The organism is Paenibacillus terrae HPL-003 (genome assembly GCF_000235585.1).
GTDB lineage: Bacteria > Bacillota > Bacilli > Paenibacillales > Paenibacillaceae > Paenibacillus > Paenibacillus terrae_B.
Map to the genome: position 1 here is coordinate 514,891 of NC_016641.1, position 20,105 is coordinate 534,995.

General features: G+C 47.1%; 23 protein-coding genes. 6 read left to right on the forward strand and 17 right to left on the reverse strand.

The genetic code is table 11. The annotated features are described in order from the left end of the window. Nucleotides 1-117: 117 nt before the first annotated feature. The 5 genes from HPL003_RS02545 to uptA all read right to left on the reverse strand — a co-directional run bounded on the left by HPL003_RS02545 (nt 118) and on the right by uptA (nt 2,857). Nucleotides 118-504: a hypothetical protein gene (locus HPL003_RS02545; protein ID WP_014278076.1), complete on the reverse strand. Its 387-nt coding sequence runs from the start codon at nt 502-504 to the stop codon at nt 118-120. An 80-nt stretch (nt 505-584) separates the two neighbouring features. Beyond that, the gene (locus HPL003_RS02550) at nt 585-794 is read right to left on the reverse strand and encodes a hypothetical protein (RefSeq protein WP_014278077.1); all 210 of its coding nucleotides are present in this window, start codon (nt 792-794) and stop codon (nt 585-587) included. Between the two features lie 244 nt (nt 795-1,038). Continuing rightward, nucleotides 1,039-1,668 (reverse strand): MBL fold metallo-hydrolase, encoded by a 630-nt coding sequence (locus tag HPL003_RS02555; protein ID WP_014278078.1) that lies wholly within the window; start codon nt 1,666-1,668, stop codon nt 1,039-1,041. A 3-nt stretch (nt 1,669-1,671) separates the two neighbouring features. Next, nucleotides 1,672-2,241 (reverse strand): thioredoxin family protein, encoded by a 570-nt coding sequence (locus HPL003_RS02560; protein ID WP_013311914.1) that lies wholly within the window; start codon nt 2,239-2,241, stop codon nt 1,672-1,674. Nucleotide 2,242: 1 nt separating this feature from the next. Then, nucleotides 2,243-2,857 (reverse strand): undecaprenyl phosphate transporter UptA, encoded by a 615-nt coding sequence (uptA, locus tag HPL003_RS02565; RefSeq protein WP_014278079.1) that lies wholly within the window; start codon nt 2,855-2,857, stop codon nt 2,243-2,245. Between the two features lie 144 nt (nt 2,858-3,001). Here uptA and HPL003_RS02570 point away from each other — a divergent pair, with 144 nt between their 5' ends. Further along, a complete protein-coding gene (locus HPL003_RS02570; protein ID WP_014278080.1) occupies nt 3,002-3,325 on the forward strand; it encodes a hypothetical protein in 324 nt (107 codons plus the stop codon). Between the two features lie 116 nt (nt 3,326-3,441). Here the strand turns inward: HPL003_RS02570 and HPL003_RS02575 are convergent, their stop codons facing one another. The 4 genes from HPL003_RS02575 to yyaC form a co-directional block, all read right to left on the reverse strand. Next, nucleotides 3,442-4,656, reverse strand: coding sequence for a class I SAM-dependent methyltransferase (locus HPL003_RS02575; protein WP_014278081.1), 1,215 nt, complete (start codon nt 4,654-4,656; stop codon nt 3,442-3,444). Further along, on the reverse strand, nt 4,643-5,299 hold the full coding sequence (locus tag HPL003_RS02580; protein WP_014278082.1) for a DUF6483 family protein: 657 nt from the start codon (nt 5,297-5,299) through the stop codon (nt 4,643-4,645). Before HPL003_RS02580 ends, HPL003_RS02575 begins: the two co-directional genes overlap by 14 nt. 203 nt (nt 5,300-5,502) lie before the next feature. Beyond that, nucleotides 5,503-6,297 carry an alpha/beta fold hydrolase gene (locus tag HPL003_RS02585; RefSeq protein ID WP_014278083.1) on the reverse strand — a complete coding sequence of 265 codons (795 nt, stop codon included), beginning with the start codon at nt 6,295-6,297 and terminating at the stop codon, nt 5,503-5,505. A gap of 87 nt (nt 6,298-6,384) precedes the next feature. Then, nucleotides 6,385-6,975, reverse strand: coding sequence for a spore protease YyaC (yyaC, locus tag HPL003_RS02590; protein ID WP_043922543.1), 591 nt, complete (start codon nt 6,973-6,975; stop codon nt 6,385-6,387). Between the two features lie 120 nt (nt 6,976-7,095). On the opposite strand from yyaC, the gene HPL003_RS02595 reads away from it, so the two are divergent. The 5 genes from HPL003_RS02595 (at nt 7,096) to HPL003_RS02615 (ending at nt 9,675) form a co-directional block, all read left to right on the forward strand. Then, entirely contained in the window at nt 7,096-7,323 is a 228-nt protein-coding gene (locus HPL003_RS02595; RefSeq protein WP_014278085.1) for a DUF1128 domain-containing protein, read from the forward strand. 262 nt (nt 7,324-7,585) lie between these two features. Beyond that, nucleotides 7,586-8,299 (forward strand): phosphatase PAP2 family protein, encoded by a 714-nt coding sequence (locus tag HPL003_RS02600; protein ID WP_014278086.1) that lies wholly within the window; start codon nt 7,586-7,588, stop codon nt 8,297-8,299. Between the two features lie 160 nt (nt 8,300-8,459). After that, nucleotides 8,460-8,717, forward strand: coding sequence for a GlsB/YeaQ/YmgE family stress response membrane protein (locus tag HPL003_RS02605; protein ID WP_014278087.1), 258 nt, complete (start codon nt 8,460-8,462; stop codon nt 8,715-8,717). A gap of 41 nt (nt 8,718-8,758) precedes the next feature. Further along, nucleotides 8,759-9,163, forward strand: a complete 405-nt coding sequence (locus HPL003_RS02610; RefSeq protein WP_014278088.1) for a YtxH domain-containing protein — start codon at nt 8,759-8,761, stop codon at nt 9,161-9,163. A 98-nt stretch (nt 9,164-9,261) separates the two neighbouring features. Then, a complete protein-coding gene (locus HPL003_RS02615) occupies nt 9,262-9,675 on the forward strand; it encodes a DUF5665 domain-containing protein (protein WP_043922285.1) in 414 nt (137 codons plus the stop codon). 91 nt (nt 9,676-9,766) lie between these two features. Here the strand turns inward: HPL003_RS02615 and HPL003_RS02620 are convergent, their stop codons facing one another. From HPL003_RS02620 to HPL003_RS02655, 8 genes are all read right to left on the reverse strand, one after another. Next, entirely contained in the window at nt 9,767-10,735 is a 969-nt protein-coding gene (locus HPL003_RS02620) for a magnesium transporter CorA family protein (RefSeq protein WP_014278090.1), read from the reverse strand. 110 nt (nt 10,736-10,845) lie between these two features. Then, entirely contained in the window at nt 10,846-11,619 is a 774-nt protein-coding gene (locus HPL003_RS02625) for a sigma-70 family RNA polymerase sigma factor (RefSeq protein ID WP_014278091.1), read from the reverse strand. After that, complete coding sequence (gene rsbW, locus HPL003_RS02630) at nt 11,616-12,068, reverse strand: anti-sigma B factor RsbW (protein WP_014278092.1); 453 nt, start codon at nt 12,066-12,068, stop codon at nt 11,616-11,618. Before rsbW ends, HPL003_RS02625 begins: the two co-directional genes overlap by 4 nt. 18 nt (nt 12,069-12,086) lie before the next feature. Then, the gene (locus HPL003_RS02635; RefSeq protein WP_014278093.1) at nt 12,087-12,425 is read right to left on the reverse strand and encodes an STAS domain-containing protein; all 339 of its coding nucleotides are present in this window, start codon (nt 12,423-12,425) and stop codon (nt 12,087-12,089) included. 112 nt (nt 12,426-12,537) lie between these two features. Next, nucleotides 12,538-14,208 (reverse strand): response regulator, encoded by a 1,671-nt coding sequence (locus HPL003_RS02640; RefSeq protein ID WP_014278094.1) that lies wholly within the window; start codon nt 14,206-14,208, stop codon nt 12,538-12,540. 19 nt (nt 14,209-14,227) lie between these two features. After that, complete coding sequence (locus HPL003_RS02645) at nt 14,228-15,097, reverse strand: CheR family methyltransferase (protein ID WP_014278095.1); 870 nt, start codon at nt 15,095-15,097, stop codon at nt 14,228-14,230. 79 nt (nt 15,098-15,176) lie between these two features. After that, nucleotides 15,177-18,875 (reverse strand): response regulator, encoded by a 3,699-nt coding sequence (locus HPL003_RS02650; RefSeq protein WP_014278096.1) that lies wholly within the window; start codon nt 18,873-18,875, stop codon nt 15,177-15,179. Continuing rightward, nucleotides 18,859-20,040: a PP2C family protein-serine/threonine phosphatase gene (locus HPL003_RS02655; protein ID WP_014278097.1), complete on the reverse strand. Its 1,182-nt coding sequence runs from the start codon at nt 20,038-20,040 to the stop codon at nt 18,859-18,861. The genes HPL003_RS02650 and HPL003_RS02655 overlap by 17 nt, the downstream gene beginning before the upstream one ends. Nucleotides 20,041-20,105: the final 65 nt, after the last annotated feature.

Genomic DNA, 20,105 nt, shown 5'->3' on the forward strand with positions numbered 1-20,105 from the left:
CATGTTATTAAATATATATAAAAAAAAGCACCTCTCGGTGCTCTTTCATAAAAGCGATAGGAGCTAAGAACGTGCTAATTATATATTCTTCAAAAGAGTCGGCATTAGCCGCCCCCCTTATATCCAAGCACGTAAATTGACTTGTCTAATAAAATCAGCCTGTGACAACAATTCTGTCGCGGTTTCTTCTTCCTCAACCTCTACCGAATCAAGACCACCGTTCATCACATGTCTGAACAGCTTCTCATTATGCGTAGCAAGGGCGTAATCTATCAGCGCTTCACGCTCAATCCGCTCGGCTTCCAGCTTCAAAATACTTTCTTCCAGCTCGATGTCCCCGGATGGTACAAAAAAGTTGCGATTCACCTTCGGGACGCGAATGACATAGTCAAAAGCATTGTCCGCATTACGGTCGTAAGCAATGATATAACCATGTTCGCCCACAGGAAGATTCTGCTCAAAAGCATCCGCGACGATCATAATTCTAGTTCCTAAATGATGCATCGTTAGCCCCCCCGTTTGTCTGAACTTATCTGCTAAGTCTACTAAAAAAAAAGTAGCTTGTCTATATCATCTATGTATCTTCAAAACTGTCCGTCTCCACGTCCCAGCCTGTACTCATTCAGCCTTGTGTGCCAATTCTGTGCAATGGTTCCGTCCTGTTTTGTTACCTTTTTCCAAGTTATTACCTTCGGTTTAGAATCTTGCACAGAAGCTCCGTCTTCTTTCTTTATGGAAAAATGGCGGATATCTCCATTCTCACGATGTAACCCAGATATATACTTCCTTTTCATTGATGCTCCCCCTTGTGATCTGACGGCCAAATGCCTCTTTATCCTCTTAATGGGCAAAAAAAAGAACGCAAACCGGGATTCATCCACAGCTTGCGTGCTTCGCGAGTTTAGTATGTAACTTCAATATATGTATGTTAACAAAAATAAAAACCTTTGTCTATACATTATTTATAATTTGTTGTCGAAATGGGGCAAAACCTGTCACAACCTTGATTATGCCCCAGTTGAAAACATCCATCACTTTTTATCGTATATACGGATTGTTGGCTTTCTCATACCCGATGGACGTTTTGGGACCGTGACCGGAATACACCGTAACGTCATCTCCAAGCGGGAACAATTTGTTCTGAATGGAATCGTACAAGTCCCGTTCCCGCCCACCTGTCAAGTCTGTGCGGCCGACACCCTGACGGAATAATACATCGCCGGAGAACAAGTCCTTTCCACACAAAAAGCTGACGCTTCCAGGCGAGTGCCCAGGTGTATGGAACACCTTGAATGTATGCCCGATCAGGTTCAATTGCTGACCTTCCGCCAAATCATATTCGGCAGGCTCCGTCGAGATCGGCGGGGATGTCTCGGGCCACATCAAAGAACCGTTTAATTTAGGGGATGTAAGCCAGTCCTGCTCCAAAGGGTGCAGATAAACCGGACAGCCCTTCGCTTTGCGAATCTCATCCACTCCACCGATATGATCAAAATGAGCATGAGTGAGCAAAATGGCTTCAATCTTCAGTGACTCAATGGCTCTCAGCAAAGGACCCGGATTCATGCCAGGATCAATGATAACGGCACGCTGCGGGTCATCCCCTTGAAGCAAATAGGCATTCGTTTGGAGCGGGCCCAGATTAAAGCTGCGAATAGACAACGTCATATTTTAAAATCCCGAGATTAGCTCGCGCAATTCCTGAACAATCACAGGATGAACCTCGGTTCCCTCCCCATATTTCTCAGCCATTTCTTTACGGGCCACCGCAATTTTTTCTTGATAATCATCGGCTTCCCGATCCGGATTTTCACGTTTGAACCCGATCATAATTTGTTGGACATGCGCAGGACGCGGTCCCCAGTGACCCAATACATGACCCCCTGTATCGGCAAAAATCACAATCGGCACAGCACGTCCGCCCATCGTCAGGAAGTCGTCCATCAGCGCTTGATGATTTTCCAAAATCAATACTTCAGTCGGAATCCCGCTATTCTCTAGCGCACGGAATACAACCGGCACGTTACGTACTACATCTCCACACCAGTCGGCGGCCAAAATGAGTACACGCAGATCGTCCCGATGGTTCAAGCTTTCAAAATACTCGCGGTCCTCTTCACGGTTCCACACAAACTGATCATACCCGGAGCGGAAGGCTTCCTTGTTTTTTTCCATACCCTCCATAAACTGCTCGGGGCTCAGACCTTTTCCGAAATATTGCGAAACGTTAGTACGACTCATGTTATACACTTCCTTTCTTGTTTCTAGACACAATCCATTTGATAACAAAATAAATGATCAAGAGCGCAAGGGCAACCAGTAAAATCGGTTTGATATAAGGTGCTGCCACTTCGTCAATCTGCTCCCACTTGTCTCCAAGCAGCATTCCTAAATATATAAACAGAACAGACCAAGGTATAACTGCCAGCGTCGTCAAAACAATAAAGCGCCATACGTTCATGCGAGCCAGCCCGGCAGGGATTGAGATCGCGTGACGCACAACAGGGATAAAGCGTGCTGTGAAAATGACCCCTGTGCCGTATTTGTTGAACCAGGCTTCAGCGTGATCCACATGACTCCTTTTGATAAGTATGTATTTGCCGTACTTATCCAATACCGGCCTGCCGCCATAGCGCCCAATCCAGTAAATAAACAGTTGTGCCAGCACCCCGCCAATGGTTCCAAAAGCGACCGCGCCAACAAAATTAATATGACCCGAGGACACTAAAAATCCGCCATAAGCGAGGACAATTTCACTTGGAATGACCTCAACCATCAATCCTAGCATAATACCAAAATACCCAAGACTACGAATGATCTCAAACAAATAATTAATGATACTAGATATATGGTCCATTTATTTTCCAACTCCCTGCCTGTTTCTCTATTTTCATTAGTGTATCACAGCGGCAGAACAAGTCGCCACTTCGCCCAAATAGGATGGTCAGTGACACCCGCTCTTCTGCCCGCATAAGTTGTGAGAGAGAGGAGGGGATATGGTATGCCTCCCGGCAAAATCCCCAAACATAACAATCCACAATCCCGTTTACCCACGGCTCGTGGTATCCGGCGCGCATGCAGCAAAGAGCTGTACCGAACCTGCAAGCGTCTGCCTGTTCACATCGCTCCCGATCTGGTCAAGCAGGGCGAGGAGCTGTACTGCCGCAAGGTCGCAGGACACCTCATCTGGATTGCCGAAAACCACAGCAACCGCAGACTACTGTGCGACTGGTGGGATGAGGATGTCAGTGAGGAACTCGCGGCATTGTGGAAGGTAGATCGCGCCGTTTTGTGCACCGCCTTTAGAAGTGCCTATGGCGGATAATTCTGCGTATCCAAGAATATGCTACGCAAGGGAAGCAACCTCTAACGACAAACTGTAAAGCTGAGAATTACAAAAAAAAGTGGAGCCACCGCAGTGGCCCCACTTTTGCTGTATTTCTATTCCGATTTCTTCGTCTCCCCTGCTCCCTCGGGAAGCAAATCCGCACAAGCACGCTCCAAATAAGGATCAGCATGAATAAAATCCCGAAATGCCGTGTATTCACGCCATAAAACAGAGCGTTCCCCTGCTTGCCCTTTGACGGCACGGATCAAAATATTTTTAGGCGTATGCTCCATGTCGATAAATTCCAGCAACTGTGTCCGGTATCCCATCATGTCCAGCAGCTTGGCTCGGATACCGTCTGTTGCCAGCGCTGAAAAGCGCTCCTTCAAAATACCATGGGAAAGCAACGGCTCCAGCACTGGATTTTCCAGCTGGCTGAACAGCTCATGCTGACAGCACGGAACCGACAAAATAACAGAAGTATCCCAACGAACTGCCTTCTCCAATGCGGCATCCGTTGCGGTATCACAGGCATGCAAAGTCACAACCATATCCACCTGCTCCAGCTCGTTATAATCCGCGATGTCACCGACCAAAAACTCCAATTGGCGGTATTGCAGCTTTTGAGCCAAAAGGTTACAGGTTTCAATAACATCTGCCTTCAAATCCAGACCGACGATCTGCAAAGGTCGTTTTTGCTGTACTGCCAAATAATGATATAGCGCAAAGGTCAAATATGATTTACCACAGCCAAAATCCACAATGGTTAACGGACGGCCTACGGGAAGATTAGGAAGTACATCCTGCACCATTTCGAGAAAACGGTTGATTTGACGGAACTTATCATACTTGCGGGCCAGTACCTTGCCGTCCTCATTCATAATCCCCAGCTCAATCAGGAAAGGAATCCGTTCTCCTTCTTCCAGCACATATTGCTTTTTGCGGTTATGAGACAGGTCGGCTGTACTTTTGCTCGGTGATTTTGTCAAAATAGACACTTTATATTTTTTACTGATCAGCACCTGATAGTCTGCATTCTTCGCACACAAGAGTCCTTGACGGAACGTGTCCTCAAACAAGGCGGTCATGCGCTCATTAGCTTCGTCAGGGGGCAGGTTTTCATGAATGACTTTGTTACTGTAATGAAAAGCAAACTGGTAATGCAGCTTGTTCTTCAATTCAACAGGCTTGATTTGCACTTTAGTAAAGGAAGCATCCTCCCGTTTACGAAGCTGACTCAGCGTCGCGGTTATGAGGGATCCTCCTGTAGTTAGTTGGTATATAAGTTCACGCAGTGAATCCAAAAGGTACATCTCACTTTCTTTCATGTAGTTGGGTAATTTCGACCAAACCCTCGGTTACTTCCCGGCGTGAAAGTCCACCCTGTTGAAGCTCCGCATCAGTCTTATCCAGCAATTGAGTATAAAATGCCTCTGCTCCCGGCAGCAGCTCAGGCTGCTCCCATGCCAGTCCGAACCAGACATCAGCGGCCTCGTCCAGCCTGTCTTCTCGCTCGTAATGGGCAGCCAGCAACCTGCTTGTATCGGCTGGTAGCTCATATTCCCGAATCAAATTGACGATACACGCAATTCGTTCAGGCAGAACCTGAATGTCACGGGTCGCGCCATTCAAATCACTGTACAAGTATAGATGAAGGGATTTAATCAAGATTCGTATCCCCTCGTCTGTTCTGTCGGTTTCCAGGTAAATAGCGGCTTCTTCTTCCAAAATGCGAGCCACCTGCTGAAGCTTGTCCGCTTCAATACCGGGACCCAGTCGGAAAAGCTCTATAATTTGTTCCGGCGGTAATCGTCTGAGCAAATCTGAACGAAGACGAAACTGCTTGTTAAGCAGGTCATCCAGTTGTTTCAGCGCTTCGACGTGTTTATTTTCACGCCTTAGACCGAGCACCGATGCCACTGCGGATGTCATTTCTTCCATCATACTGAGCAAATAATCTTTTCTAAGCAAGCCGTTCCCTTCCTTTCATCCCGATGCCTTGACAACCAGGAACCATTACATTCTGATTGTAAGTCATCCTTGTGCAAAAGCCAAATGACTCAGTCAAGACGGAAACCAGTTTGTACAACCAAAATCAATTTAAAACGTAAAAAAACCGGAGACCCTCTGTATTTGTACCAGATGGTTCCGGTTTTTGGCTTTGCTGCTCGGGCTTACTGCTGGATGTTTTGTTGTAAAAATGCCAACATGGCATGTGCCAGTTGTTCCGGTGCTTCGAACAGGCTCATATGGCCAACTTCAGATATCGTGACCTGAGTGACCCCGGCCCGATCTGTCGTAAACGTCCGAGCGGGAGGAACCGCCTGATCCTGCTCACCCGCCACTAACAGGGTGGGCAAGGTGGAGGCCGACAGCACGTCGCGGCGGTCAGAACGCTCACGCATAGCCAAAGATGCGCCTACGGCTCCTTGCGGCGGCGTTTTATAACCGATTTCTTTGACCTTGAGTACCTGATCCGATAAGGACTCTACATGTTCTGGAGCAAATAGTCCGGGGACGAGTCCATCTACAAATGTTGTAATCCCTTCGGTTTGAATAGTGGATACAGCTTTGTTCCGTTTTTCTTTTCCTTCCTCCGTATCCGCGTATGCAGTGGAGTGAATCAGCCCGAAAGCTGTAAGCCGCTCGGGATGGCGCTGTACCGCAGAAAGCGTCAAATAGCCCCCGAGGGAATGACCAAACCAGGCAGCCTGTGGGATGTCCAATTGCTCTTGAAGCTTAAGCACATCGTTCGCCATTTGATCAATCGTGTAGGCTCCGAGCGGAGCATCGCTACGTCCATGACCACGCAAGTCCGGAACAATGCAGCGATAGCTTTGGGACAGCAATGGAACAACCTCATCCCAATAGGAAGAGCTTCCACAAAATCCGTGCAACAGGATGATGGGCTCTCCTTTTCCATGTTCGGCATAGCAGATCGTCGTTCCTTCACATAGCACCTTTTCCATGTGGAACCCTTCTTTCTCTATATATAATCTATTGGTGTGAAACTATTATGATTAGAAACATGCTGATGTATATTATTAAGCAGACCATCAATATCTGAAACGGTAGCCCTCTGGAAATTCTTGCGAATCTACTCTTAAACCAAACCCGCAAGACGCAGCATGGGCTATATGTGCAGCCATCGTCATGACGAGATGAAGTGATGTCATTTGCAATGTCCAGTAGGGTTTGGGACTACGCTCATTCACAATAGCTGCAACGCTGTAATCTCCGACAGAAGGCATGGCCAGTCCGACCGAACGCGCCGGAGTTAGCGGCTCACGGGCAACCAGAAACATCCCCGCCGATCCTTGCTGCCCCAGACAAGCGTCTATGGCAATCACATGGTGGTCCTGGGGAATACGCTCCAAATACGAAACCAGATGATCCGCGTCGCACGGCTCAGTCATTGTGCCGATCACGTGCGGAAAGCCCTGTTCCATAAGCATGGTGCCGACCAGCGGTCCCAGTGAATCGCCTGACGAACGATCCGTGCCGATACAAACAAAGGTCAGCTTATTCACCTCATGCTGAGAATGAATTTCCCGAAAAAACGGTACGAGCCCTTCGCGATCTGTTTTTTCCGCATTACTGTCTAAAGGAGATCGCCCGGATACGGAAGTCCGATTATACAAAGACACCTTCGTCCATCCTCCTTGTTCCGGCCGTTGGCCGATAATCTGACTTTCAGTACATTCTACAACAAAAACATGATACAATACAGGCAACTTCCCCTGATATGAAAGGATGGAACATTAACGATGGATTTGTCTGTACCGTCTCATGCCAACATTGAACATATGATTGAAGGCATCAAAACCAAGCTTCGTATGGCGAGTGGCGCTGCTATGCAGTCCTCCGCTTTCTCTCTGGAGCAATACGAGGATCTGCGTGATGTCTATGAAATGGTGATAAACAAGCCTAATCTGAGTATTTCAGAAGTCGAGGCCATCGTCTCCGAGCTGGGCAGATTACGTAATCCCTCCTAATCAGAAGACAGACGCACGCCGTTTAGCTTACTTACAGCCTATCATCTTGGGTGACACTGTTCATGGTAGCGGCCTGTCCCCGTAAATAAAGCTCGTATCTCCGTTCGTATCAACAGATGCGTAACGAAATACGAGCTTTATTTTTTATCATTCACTGATGGATTTCTTCGCAGATGTCTTCTGCAAATGAAAAGCTAAACTCACTATGAATCCATCCAAGATAAATCTATGTACGAAGCCATAAGGAGGAGATTCCCTACATATGCTGTCCCAAGAACCTCAACCATCCCGTTTTTTGCCATGCTATTTACGTCGCAGTCTGTACGCGTCCATCGTTATGATTGCCGTTTTGCTTCTCATTGCCTACTCTGTTCGTTGGATCGGTACAGCTCCTTTTCTATATTGGGATGAACGCATTCAGAATGTAGTCTTTCCAGACACAACGGCTGCTCATCACAAGCTTCTGCCTGTCGCTGTATTCATTACGTCTTTTGGTTCTTTCTGTGTATCGCTGCTGGTTGCTCTGGGTATTGCCGCCTGGTGCTGGGTATATCTCCACTCGAAGGCTTATTCCTTTGCAGTAATAAGCAGCTTTACGGCGATGTGGGTGTTGAACACGCTCATTAAAGAAGTTTTGCAACGGGAGCGCCCATCCCTTCAACATTTGGTAGAAGTCGGCGGCTATAGTTTTCCCAGTGGGCACGCAATGATTTCCATGGGATTTTACGGCATGATTTTTGCCATTTGGGTGATAGAACGAAAAATTCATGAGCGCTCTATCGTCCTTCCCTGCGTTCTTGGCGCACTTTTGATTCTCCTGATCGGGCTAAGCCGGGTCTATCTGGGAGTTCACTTTCCAACCGACATAGCGGGTGGTTATATCGCCGGAATCATTTGGCTAGTATTTACCGTTCCTGTTATCTATTGGCGAGCACGACTGCAGGGATCTCTGCCTCCTTCTGTTCCCCGTCCGTAAGCAGTTTGAGGCGGTTTCTTGTTTCACACGGAGTCACGGCGTTTATATACGAAGTAAGCAAAACAACGCAGCACTCTAAACTCAGCACTCACAAAAAGCATTATGATTCTCTGTTAAACAGCTGTTTCTGCTAAACTGAAGGATAAAGGAGGCGATCCTTGTGTTGGGAATAGTATTAAGTATTGTAATGGCTATTATTATCGGATTGATTGGCGATGCGCTCGCTGGCCATGAAATGCCTGGGGGCATTGCAGGTTCTATGATCGCCGGATTTGTAGGAGCTTGGCTCGGTGCCACGCTGCTGGGAAACTGGGGTCCGGTCATCGGTGATTTTGCAGTCATTCCCGCCATACTCGGAACCGCATTATTTGTGTTCCTGCTCGGACTTGTGTCCAGGCTTTTAAGAAGGGCTACCTAACATTTATATGTTTTTTTATTCTATAAGAGGAGTGATATGACATGAGTAACATTGATAATCAAAATACGGTAGGTAATAGCTCGAGCTTTGCAAAGGGTTTACTCATCGGAGGTTTGATTGGTGCTGCGGCAGCCCTGCTGTTCGCACCGAAGCCAGGTCGCGATTTGCGTAGCGATTTGTCTGAAAAAATTACGGTTGTTTCCGATAAAACAAAAGACGTTGCATCCGTAGTCAGCAGTAAAGCAACGGATCTGGCTAAAACCGTTACCTCCAAAACAGCAGATGTAGCCAAAACGGTATCCGAGAGCAAAGACAACATCGTATCCAGTGTAACCAAAGCTTCTGCTGATATCGTTGATGAAGCGGCCAAAGCGGATAAAGAGGTTATGGATGCAACGGCTCAGGCTGCCGAGGAAACGCAAAAACAATTAAACGCCACTTCCTAATGACAGGGAATTCTGTGTACAACAAGAATAGACCTTAAAACACTGAACAGCCAGCGTGCACGAAGCTGGCTGTTTTTTTAGATGACTGAAAGGCAGGGATGACGATGAGCAAACCAAACTCGTATGGAGATGATCTAAGCGTAAACAACAAACGGACCTTTCATCCCCGACAGGGTCAGGATCAAACCAGGGATTTTGATGTGAATGAGCATCCTTTTGAACTGCGTCATGAGGTAAAGCGGCTTAATAAGCGCTTAGATCAAATAGCCGACATGCTGGAAAGAGTAGAATTTCGTGATGTATTGGAAACCTATTCTAATCCCAAAAAAAGGATCATCAGTAACCTGACCGCAGGCATTGCAAGGGGTCTTGGCCTTACGCTGGGTACAGTCGTCATACTCGCTCTGCTCGCTTGGCTGCTCAGCTTCCTTGTACAACTGAATCTTCCGATCATCGGAGATTTCATTGCCGAGCTGCTGGGCTATATTAAAATGAGCCAAGGCGGAAATTAGACGGCAAACGATCCATAGTAACCAGAGGTTCGTGCGTACACGCAGCCCATTACCATGGATCGTTTTTATCTGTACATTGGGGATGACTCCGCTAAAGTTTGTTGCGCTTGTTCGTTTTCAGCAAATCTCCTGTCCATCCCTTCATCATCAGCCAGCCGTACATCCCCACCATACTTAACAGGGTCGCCGCAATCACGACAGTAAAGCCCCAGCCTGTTTTGATCCAGGGCAGATTCTCGAAGTTCATGCCCCAAATGGCGCCCACTACGGTTGCAGGCGTAAATACGGCTGTTACAATGGTGAGTGTCTTCGTAATCTCATTGCCCCTAAATGCGGAAATGGCATCGTCAATGGAGATCAACGTGTCAATTTCCTTTTCATAATGCCGGAAAAGCTCTTCCATTCGATTGACACGGTGAAGTAGCTGCTTAAAAAAGCGATTTTCCTCCAGCTCATCCAGATACGCTTCCCGGGAAGCCGTTACCAGTTCTGAAAATGGAATGAACATATTACTCCAATATAACAGCTCAAAACGCGCATTCAATATGGAGTCCATTAGCGTTCGGGCATTTCTTTTCTCCATATTCTCTTCCAGTTTTCTCAGGTTAATCTCGAATTTGTCCATCCCCGTATGAAAATAATGAAGAACCGCCCTTGCCAGTACAAACATGCCATCAGTTGCACTTTCACATTGGTCGAGCATTTTTTGACGTTCGACCGTGTGCATGATTTCGCGGGTATTCTGATCCAAGTTTAAGGTCACTAACTTCTGGCCCAGGACGAGGAAATAGAACTTGCTACAATCACGTTGACTGTCGATTTCCTCCTGAATGGAATAGATCAGCGATCCGCATATCAAGGGTTGAACGCCATCCAGAAAGCGCACAGAAATAAAACTGGATGGGATGTCTTCTACCTTGTCCAGCCATTCCCGGACCTGCGGAAGTTTCTCTTTCAGCTCTTGTATAACGGGGTCCTGCCAGTCTATAGCGCCGATGTCCCACCATTCCCACCCTCCGTGAAAGGAGGAAATCTGTTCAAATGCTGTCGTGGATTTCACCCTTCCTCCCCCTCCTTTTCCGCTTTAAAAAAGGACACGCTTCCCTTATGGAATGGCGTGTCCTTATGATGTGACGTCCAGTAATCGAAACCATGCAGGCAGTCTTCCTCTCATGAGATAGAAGAATTAGACATGATCTGTTTCAGCTTCTCGGTCGCCCGCTTCTGGATGCGGGATACGCTCATCTGCGATACGCCCAAGGTCTGCGCAATCGCACGTTGAGATTGACCATCCTGAAATGCCAGAAGGAGCACCTTCTGTTCCTGCTCTTTCAGCTGGCTTAAAGCCTGTTGTAAATCCATTCGTTTTTCCACGGTGTCGTAGTCGTTCGCATCCGAGCTGATAAGCTCGCCTAGCGTAGCCGCACTCTCCTCCTGGGATAAAGGTGAGTCCAGTGACACATAGTGGTAGCACTCACGGCCTGCGAGCACTTCGATCGTTTCCTCCACGGTGAGGTCCAAATACTCCGCAATCTCGTTCACATTCGGCGAACGTTCCAATTTAACGGTCAGCTCGTCGATGGCATGCTGAACGAGCGCACCCTTTTCCTTGATGCGGCGGGGAACCTGAATGTACCAGGATTTGTCGCGCAAATAATTTTTCATATGTCCCAGCATACTTTTCATAGCATACGGTTCAAAGGGGATACCCAAGCTGATATCGTATTGCTGAAGCAGACGTATCAATGCCATCTGACCGGTTTGATATAAATCCTCGTATAAGTCCGGACGGTTACGGGAGATTTTCCCGGCAGCCATCTTGACCATCGGCTCATACTTGCGGATCAGTACGGTAGCAATCTCGTTATCTTTGGTTTGCTGGTACTCCCAGATTAGACCAACAGCTTCATCCATCGACTCCGGGGGAGTTACCTTTTCATTCATACTTTTTCCTCGCTTCTGACCAGACGCTTTACAAGCACGACTTCAGTGCCTTTTCCAGTCTCATTCAAGATATGGACATCGTCCATAAGCGCCTGCATGAGATAGAAGCCTAGTCCACCTACCTGTGCATCATTCAGCTCTTTGTCATGCAAGGATGCAAGACGGGACGGGTTCTCCACGCGTTCAAAGCTCTCCCCTTCATCTTTGACACGGATGGACAACGAAGCTTCGTCAAATTCGAATGTTACTTCCACCACTCCGCCTTCATGACCGTAAGCATAAAGGACAGAGTTATTACAGGCTTCAGATACAGCCACTTTCATGTCTTCTATATCCTCGTAAGAGAATCCCATTTTCGCGGCAATTCCGTACAAATTTAATCTTACAATATCGACAAAGTCAGCAGTTGCCGGCAAATTAAGAACTACTTTTTGAATTTGAGCATTCATTTCTTTTTCTTTCCTTTCCTATTGGGAATTCTCCTGGGGGACAAAGAATTTGGAAATACCAGTCATATCGAATAATTTTTGGATTTGAGGTGGTACCTCCTGAACGGCAAACCGGGACTCCATCCCATGTCTTGCCTTCAAAATAGATAACAAAATACCGATACCTGTACTGTCAATGTATTTAAGTTCTTTTAAGTTAATAATCAAGTCCTGGCCGGATTCCCCCACCAAAGGCTCCATCACCAGACGAAAATCAGGTGCCACCGAAAGATCCAGCTCTCCGCTAAGATATACGGTATTTACTCCATCACTTGTTTCTGTAATCGCATTAAACTTCTCATTTTTATTTGTATTCATAGGCCTACTCTCCCGAGAAAAGATTTCCTTACATACTAACCCATTATACGAGCGCTTGAATCACCGTATGATGCTTTCTGCACCTTCCAAGTGTCACCATCCGCACATCAGGCTACGCCTCGTGAATTTGATCCTTGCCTGATTGCATTGGAAAATGATCTGGAGAATGCCGCAGTAGAGCCTGTTTTACACTGCTGATTTTCACAGGCTTGCTAATATAATCGTTCATTCCGGCCTCAATACATCGGGGCTGAATACCATCCATCACATTCGCTGTCATGGCGATAATAGCAGGCTGTGACCTTCCCGCCAATTGTTCACGCACCTTGCCCGTACACTCTAATCCGTCCATCACAGGCATTTGCAGGTCCATGAATATATAGTCATAATCCTGGTTAGCCATGACCATATCAAGGGCCTGCTGCCCGTCTGCTGCTATATCCGTTGCCAAACCGAGCTTATCCAGTATATTGACCATCAGCTTCTGGTTGATCGGATGGTCATCCACGACCAGTACAGGCTTACGGCTTGAAGAGTTCTCGTGGGGAATTTCCCATTCGTGACGGGACTCTCCCTCCAGTTCATTTTCCTGAGCAAAGCCAAGCTTCGTTGTAAAATGGAACGTTACCCCCTGCTCTCCACTTGTATCCACACGGATATCGCCGCCCATCATGTTCACCAATGTTTTGCAAATAGCGAGTCCTAAACCAGTTCCACCATATTTGCGCGTCATCGAAGAGTCAAGCTGGGAAAAGGGCTGAAACAACCTTCCAACCTTGGCTGGCTCAATACCAATGCCTGTATCCTTCACAGAAAACTCAACGGTAAGTCCTTCGTCGCTACGCTCTTTGACCGATGCGAAGACGTATACACCACCACGATCTGTAAATTTGACGGCATTGGATACCAGATTAATGAGAACCTGACGCAGTCTTCCCATATCACCGTATAACACTGGAGGTAGCTGTTCATCCAGAAAATAATCCATCTCCAGATTCTTTCGATTTACTTCCACCGTAAACAGGCTGAAAACTTCCTTGATACAGGAAACCAGATCGAACGGATATTCCTCTACCTCCATTTTGCCTGACTCCAGCTTGGTAAAGTCCAGAATATCGTTAATGACAGCTACAAGCGCATCAGCGCTGCGGCGAATGATATCGGCATATTCCTGCTGATCACTTTGCAGCTCCGTTTCCATCAGCAGGTCAATCATACCAATCACACCGTTCATAGGTGTCCGAATTTCATGGCTCATCATAGCCAGGAACTCCGTTTTGGCATTAGCCGCGATTTCGGCTGCCTCCTTGGCGGCAATCAATTCGCTATTCATCTTTTCCAGCTCATGCGTCTTCTGGTGAAGCAGCATAGACTGTGTCTTCAAGCGTTTGTTGGTCAAATACATCTGCACAAAGCCTTCAATTTTGGACTTGAGGATTTGAGGGATAAATGGCTTCACCATGTAATCAATACCACCCGCTGAATAACCGGCAAACAAATGCTCCGCTTCCTTACTGTTAGCGGAAATGAAGATAATCGGAATATCTTTCGTTTTCTCTCTGGCCTTAATCAGCTTAGCGGTCTCAATTCCATCCATACCCGGCATTTGCACATCGAGGACTACCAGTGCGAATTCATCTTTTAATAGACACCGGAGCGCTTCTTCCCCGGATGTAGCTTTTACCAAATTATATTGTTCACTCTCCAGCACCGCTTCAAGAGCGAGCAGGTTCTCAGGTCTGTCATCTACCAGCAATATATGAATCGGTTCATGAAGCCCCATGGTATCCTCCTAAGCATCTCTATTTAATCTTCCGGTATATTTTTTCTATCCGGTCCAACGGCTCGTAGGAATCACTATAATCGGTAAAATGTATGGATTCCTTGGCCCCCAGCACCAACACGCCAAAATGGCTCAAGCTATCATAAAACAACCCGTGTACATGGTTGCGAAGTTCATCGTTAAAATAAATCATGACATTCCGGCAAAAGATAACGTTGAACTCGTTAAAGGACCGGTCTGTCGCCAAGTTGTGCTCCGCAAAAATAATGTTTTTACGTAAAAAAGGATGGAACATCACTGAATCATACTTGGCTGTATAATATTCGGAGAACGATTGCGTGCCTCCTGACTCCAAATAATTTTTGGTATACAGCTTCATTCGATCAATCCCGTATACGCCTTCCTTCGCCTGTTGTAAAGACAGGTTATTCATATCCGTCGCATAAATACGGGCTTTATCATATAAGCCTTCCTCATGCAGCATGATCGCCATGGAGTATACTTCCTCACCTGTCGAGCAACCTGCATGCCATATTCGAATGTACGGATATGTCCGTAAAATCGGTATTATTTTCTGCCTGAAATTCAGAAACAGCTCTGGATCGCGGAACATCTCGGTCACTGGAATCGAGAGGCTTTGTACCAGTCTGTCGAAGGCGCTGCGATCATGCAGCACCTTCTCCTGAAGCCCTGATACGGTGCTAACATTCTCGGACTGTGCATGATAATAAATACGCCGCTTGATCGAAGGTAGAGCATAGTTACGAAAATCGTAGCCGTACAGCCGATGAATTCCTTCCAGCAACAGCTCAATTTCAATCATTTCCCGCTCCATTTCATTCGATTTCAGCTCAATTGCAGCATTATCCGCCGTATCCTTTGATGTCATAATCTCTCTCCAATTCCTGAATAGGTTTTGCCAGTACCTCTCCAATCATGTGCTGATTTATATTACCCATTTTTTCGGGCTACGAATACAGCCATACCCGCATTAATGACAAGAGCTGTTCGGTTTGAATCGGCTTCTTCACATAATCGGAAGCGCCTGCCTCAATACACTTGGAACGATCATCCTTCATAGCCTTGGCTGTGAGCGCAATCATAGGCAGCTTCTCGAATTGAGGCATCAGCCGGATTCGCCGCATGGCTTCATATCCGTCCATTTCAGGCATCATCATATCCATCAGCACCAGATCAAAATCAGGTGTCTGTTCCAGCATTTCCAGCGCTTCTCTACCATTTTCCGCAAAAGTAACCTCCATGCGGTAGCCTTCCAGCACGCTGGACAGGGCGAATACGTTCCGGATATCATCATCCACCAACAATATTTTTTTACCTTCAAACAATTCTTCCTTGTTATACAGCTTCTGCAAAATTCTACGTTTGTCCTCAGGGAGATTGGCCTCGACACGATGCAGGAACAGGGTCGTTTCATCCAAAAGCCGTTCCGGCGATTTGACATCCTTAATAATAATGGACTCCGCAAACTTGCGCAGTTGCGTTTCTTCTTTACTGTCCAGATCTTTACCCGTATAAATAATAATCGGCAGATCGGCCAGCTGCTCATTGTCCCGAATGCGGTCGAGCAGTTCAAAGCCTGTCATATCGTTCAGCATGAGATCCAGCACCATGCAATCATATCGCTGTATCCCCAGCTCATAAAGCGCTTCTTGCCCGGTCGATACCGCCGTAATGGCAACATCGTCATGGTCAATCAGTTCAATAATGGATTTACGCTGATTCTCATCGTCCTCGACCACGAGAAGGCGTTTCACCATTTTGTCTGTATATGATTTAATATGTGAAAATGCCTTATCCAAACTTTCCTTTGAAGATGGCTTTTTAAGATAGGCAATCGCGCCCATCATCAAGCCTTGCTTCACATCGTCGATAACCGAAATAACATGTACCGGAATATGCCGCGTAGATGAATTTCCTTTCAGCTCACCCAAAATGGACCAACCATCCATAACAGGCAATTGAATATCCAGAATAATGGCGTCCGGCAAATAGGATCTAGCCATGTCCAGCCCATCGTCTCCCTGGAGAGCGATAAGTGCCTTAAAGTCACGGCTACGAGCCATATCGTACAGGATTTTAGCGAATTTAACATCATCCTCTATGATCAGTAATACCTTATCCTTCGAGGCAATATCATTCCGGTCGTCGCCCGGGTGCACGATGTCCTCCGATTTTTCCTTCGAAGGCATCTGATACATAGGCAACTGCTCAGCGGGAACAAGCATAGGAGAATCCGATTCTGCCGATGCTGCGACGCCACCAATGTCCAGTTCCGCGCCCGATTGCGACTCCGCACCCTCTGTTATCTGCGTTTGTTCAGGGAGATACAGCGTGAAGCAACTGCCCTGTCCCTGCTCAGATTCTACAGTAATGACGCCGCCCAGCAATCTGGAAAGCTCGCGGCTGATCGACAAGCCAAGTCCAGTTCCGCCGTATTTACGGCTGGTTGTTCCATCTACCTGCTGGAAGGCCTCGAAAATCAGATCCGTTTTATCCGAAGCAATGCCGATGCCCGTATCACGTATAGACAAGGCCAGATAGGATTTATGCGGATTTAGAAAGCCGGGAAGTTGGTCACCGGTTGCCCTTGATACACTAAAACGAACAGATCCCTCTGTCGTAAACTTGAATGCATTGGACAGTAAATTCCGTAAAATTTGTTTGAGACGATAACCGTCACTTATAATAGCTTCCGGCAAGTTTTCTTTGATCTCGGTATGGAGTTGAAGCTCACGTTTGGCTGCGACCGGAGCAAAATTTTGCTCCACAAACATCTCCAGCTCTTTCAGATTGACGGCTTCATGGTTAATATCCATTTTCCCGGCGTCCACTTTGGATAAATCCAGAATTTCATCAATCATTTTCAGTAAATCTGCGCCTGACATATAAATGGTCTGTGCATATTCTACCTGCTTGGGCTTGAGGTTGCCGTCCTTGTTCTCAGACAGGAGCTGAGAAAGAATGAGCAAGCTATTCAGCGGAGTACGCAGTTCATGCGACATGTTGGCCAAAAACTCGGATTTGTATTTGCTGGTGATGCCCAACTGCATCGCCTGTTGCTCCAACTGGGCACGCGCACGTTCGATCTCGTCGTTCTTTTCTTCCACTTCCCGAACCTGCTCTTCCAGCGCTCTCGTTTTGGCAATCAGCTCGGTGTTAAAATGCTCCAGTTCCTCCTGCTGACGCTGTAACAGCTCTTCAGAACGTTTAAGTTCCTCCGTCTGCCCCTCCAAATTTTCGTTGGAACGCTTGAGTTCCTCTTGCTGGGTTTGAAGCTCTTCGGACTGGCACTGCAATTCCTCAGTCAACGCCTGCGATTCGCGCAGCAGTTGCTCTACCCGCATCCGTCCCTTGATGTTGTTCAAAATAATCCCCAAGCTCTCCACTAATTGAGCAAGCAGCTTCGTTTCCAGATCACTAAAGCGATCCAGCGACGCTATTTCCACAGCACCGATGCATTCATCCTCGAACAGTATAGGAAAAATCATAATCCCCACTGGCTTACTTGCCCCTAATGCGGAGCCGATGGACAAGTATCCGTCAGGAGCCTCCGTAATCAGGATTGGTTTACGATCCAGAACACTTTGTCCAAGCAAGCCTTCGCCCACATGGATAACGTCCCTGATCGAATCTTCACCAGCCTCCTTCGCATAGGAGCCGTACAGCTTAAATTGATCATCTTCCACTTCCTTGCCTTGCAAATAAATCGCTCCGTAGCTGCCTCCCAAAATGGGCGTAAACTCACTGATAAACATCTGTGCGACCTGGTCCAGCGAATTCACGCCTCGGAACAGTTCTGTTACCCGTGCCGTGTTGGCATTGAGCCAAGCTTGATCCTTCTGCGTCTGAAGGACGGAGTGCTCAAACTTGCGCTTTTCCTCCAGATCTCTAGCCATTTGTTGAAATACGCGGGCAACCTCCCCAATCTCGTCCTTGGAAGCTACGTTCATTCGGCTTATCGCCCTGTATTTTCCTTTGCCAAAGCCGTTGATCATGAGGTTAACGATGTTCAGACCTTTTGCAATACTTGGAAGCACCCACAAGATAACCAATAACCCCATAAGCAGCCCGGCGACCATCAAAATTGTGGTAATCTGCACGGATTCCTGATAAGCCTGATTGGCTTGCTCCATATCGTGATCTATTTCCCGATCCTGAAAAACGGAAAGTGTAGAAACACTGTCCAGTGCCTCCTGCTGAGCAGGTAACCCCGTACTATTACGGAAAGCATTCGCTTCTTCAATACGGTCTTGCCCCAACAAGGAAATCAGCCTTTGTTCATAGCTCAAAAAGTCTTTCCAGGCGGCTACTACCCGATCCACTTGCTGTTGCTCCTCACTGGTGCCGGAACCAGATTCCAATTCCTCCAGCACCTTAGTTCCAGAAGCAGTAATACCATCAAGCTCACGCTTGGCCTCACTGACAGAGGACCCCGGATTCAGTATCAGATTGGCCATAACCTTCGCCAGATCATTCACCTGACCGCGAATGGCCGTTGTTTTTCGGACCTTCATATAGCGGTCCTGGTAAACCTGATTCAGTTGCTCATTCAGACTCCCCATTCGATCATAGCTGATTAGTGTCAGCACAAGGAGGATCGCCATAAGCGACCCGAAGCCGATCAGCAGTTTATTTCTGATTTTCATGCAAGCTCTCTCCCTCTTTCAATGAAACCCAGATCAGACACTTATCATCATCGCGATCCTGTGGTGCTTCTTTACGAAAAAAAGCATCCAGCATCGCTTCTTCATTCCATTCCTCATGCTTGCGCAGACACGCAGTCAAATACTCCAGTTGTTCCTCATATTCTCCCTCTACGGCCTCCAGCAAGCCATCGGTATACAAAGCGATATGCCCCGTTCCTTCATAATGGATCGTGTGCATTTCCGCATCGATTTTATCAAACAAACCTACCGGACTACACGCACGATCAAATTTGGTGATGCTGCCGTCCTGACTAAACAGCAGCCCGGGTGGATGTCCCGCATTCACATAATCAATCCGCCGAGAACGGGTATCAATGACCATATAGATCGCTGTAAAATAATACTGCACGAGCTGCTTGCCCAGATCCAGTTGATTAAAGCGACGATTCAGCTCCTGAATCACCTTTTCAGGCTCTACGTACGTGGTCACGGTATCTTTGAGTACAGATGCAATGAACATGCAGAACAGTGAAGAAGAGATGCCATGACCCATCATATCCAGCAAAATGATCGCATATCTACCTTCCCCGAGCGGATACCAGGAATACAAATCTCCCGCCAGTTCAAAGGAAGGCTGATACAGGGCATTTACTTGCAGCACCGGGTCTTGAATGGCAGGACTAAGCACCGCCTGCTGTACCATCGCGGCCAGCTTTAGTTCGTCCTGAATCCGCTGGTCCCGGTCTTTATGCCAGTCCTTTTCCTGTTTGAGACGCAAGGCGAGCCGTATTCTGGCCATTAATTCTACCTTATTAATAGGCTTGGTGACGTAATCGACAGCCCCTACGTCCAGTGCCTCTGCCAGTTTCTTGGAATCGCCTACAGCAGTCACCATGATGATGGGTATATCTTTCAGATGTTCGTATTCCTGCACGATGCTGCAAGCTTCGATACCATCCATTTCAGGCATCATCATATCCAGCAAAACCAAATCAATATCGGAAGGTCGGGGTCGCAGACTGATGGTACGGTCGCCGATCCCCAGATGCTCCAACATTTCTGCGGCTGAGCTGGCAGAGATGACATCCCTATAATTTTCTTTCTTTAATATTTCACGAATAATAATGACATTGGTCGGATTATCGTCAACAATTAGGATTCTCATTTCTCTCTCCTTATCTGTAACCCATGTATTATAGCGCCTCTATAAGAAGGCATTCCAAAAACATA

Bases quoted from the DNA above. Each gene is read 5' to 3' on its own strand.
- HPL003_RS02560 (WP_013311914.1), bottom strand. From the start codon at position 2,241: ATGAGTCGTACTAACGTTTCGCAATATTTCGGAAAAGGTCTGAGCCCC.
- uptA (WP_014278079.1), bottom strand. From the start codon at position 2,857: ATGGACCATATATCTAGTATCATTAATTATTTGTTTGAGATCATTCGT.
- HPL003_RS02615 (WP_043922285.1), top strand. From the start codon at position 9,262: ATGACGATGAGCAAACCAAACTCGTATGGAGATGATCTAAGCGTAAAC.
- HPL003_RS02650 (WP_014278096.1), bottom strand. From the start codon at position 18,875: ATGAAAATCAGAAATAAACTGCTGATCGGCTTCGGGTCGCTTATGGCG.
- HPL003_RS02595 (WP_014278085.1), top strand. From the start codon at position 7,096: ATGGATTTGTCTGTACCGTCTCATGCCAACATTGAACATATGATTGAA.
- HPL003_RS02555 (WP_014278078.1), bottom strand. From the start codon at position 1,668: ATGACGTTGTCTATTCGCAGCTTTAATCTGGGCCCGCTCCAAACGAAT.
- HPL003_RS02545 (WP_014278076.1), bottom strand. From the start codon at position 504: ATGCATCATTTAGGAACTAGAATTATGATCGTCGCGGATGCTTTTGAG.
- HPL003_RS02640 (WP_014278094.1), bottom strand. From the start codon at position 14,208: ATGGGGCTTCATGAACCGATTCATATATTGCTGGTAGATGACAGACCT.
- rsbW (WP_014278092.1), bottom strand. From the start codon at position 12,068: ATGAATGCTCAAATTCAAAAAGTAGTTCTTAATTTGCCGGCAACTGCT.
- HPL003_RS02610 (WP_014278088.1), top strand. From the start codon at position 8,759: ATGAGTAACATTGATAATCAAAATACGGTAGGTAATAGCTCGAGCTTT.
- HPL003_RS02575 (WP_014278081.1), bottom strand. From the start codon at position 4,656: ATGAAAGAAAGTGAGATGTACCTTTTGGATTCACTGCGTGAACTTATA.
- HPL003_RS02570 (WP_014278080.1), top strand. From the start codon at position 3,002: ATGCCTCCCGGCAAAATCCCCAAACATAACAATCCACAATCCCGTTTA.
- HPL003_RS02550 (WP_014278077.1), bottom strand. From the start codon at position 794: ATGAAAAGGAAGTATATATCTGGGTTACATCGTGAGAATGGAGATATC.
- HPL003_RS02635 (WP_014278093.1), bottom strand. From the start codon at position 12,425: ATGAATACAAATAAAAATGAGAAGTTTAATGCGATTACAGAAACAAGT.
- HPL003_RS02655 (WP_014278097.1), bottom strand. From the start codon at position 20,040: ATGAGAATCCTAATTGTTGACGATAATCCGACCAATGTCATTATTATT.
- HPL003_RS02645 (WP_014278095.1), bottom strand. From the start codon at position 15,097: ATGACATCAAAGGATACGGCGGATAATGCTGCAATTGAGCTGAAATCG.
- HPL003_RS02600 (WP_014278086.1), top strand. From the start codon at position 7,586: ATGCTGTCCCAAGAACCTCAACCATCCCGTTTTTTGCCATGCTATTTA.
- HPL003_RS02625 (WP_014278091.1), bottom strand. From the start codon at position 11,619: ATGAATGAAAAGGTAACTCCCCCGGAGTCGATGGATGAAGCTGTTGGT.
- HPL003_RS02585 (WP_014278083.1), bottom strand. From the start codon at position 6,297: ATGGAAAAGGTGCTATGTGAAGGAACGACGATCTGCTATGCCGAACAT.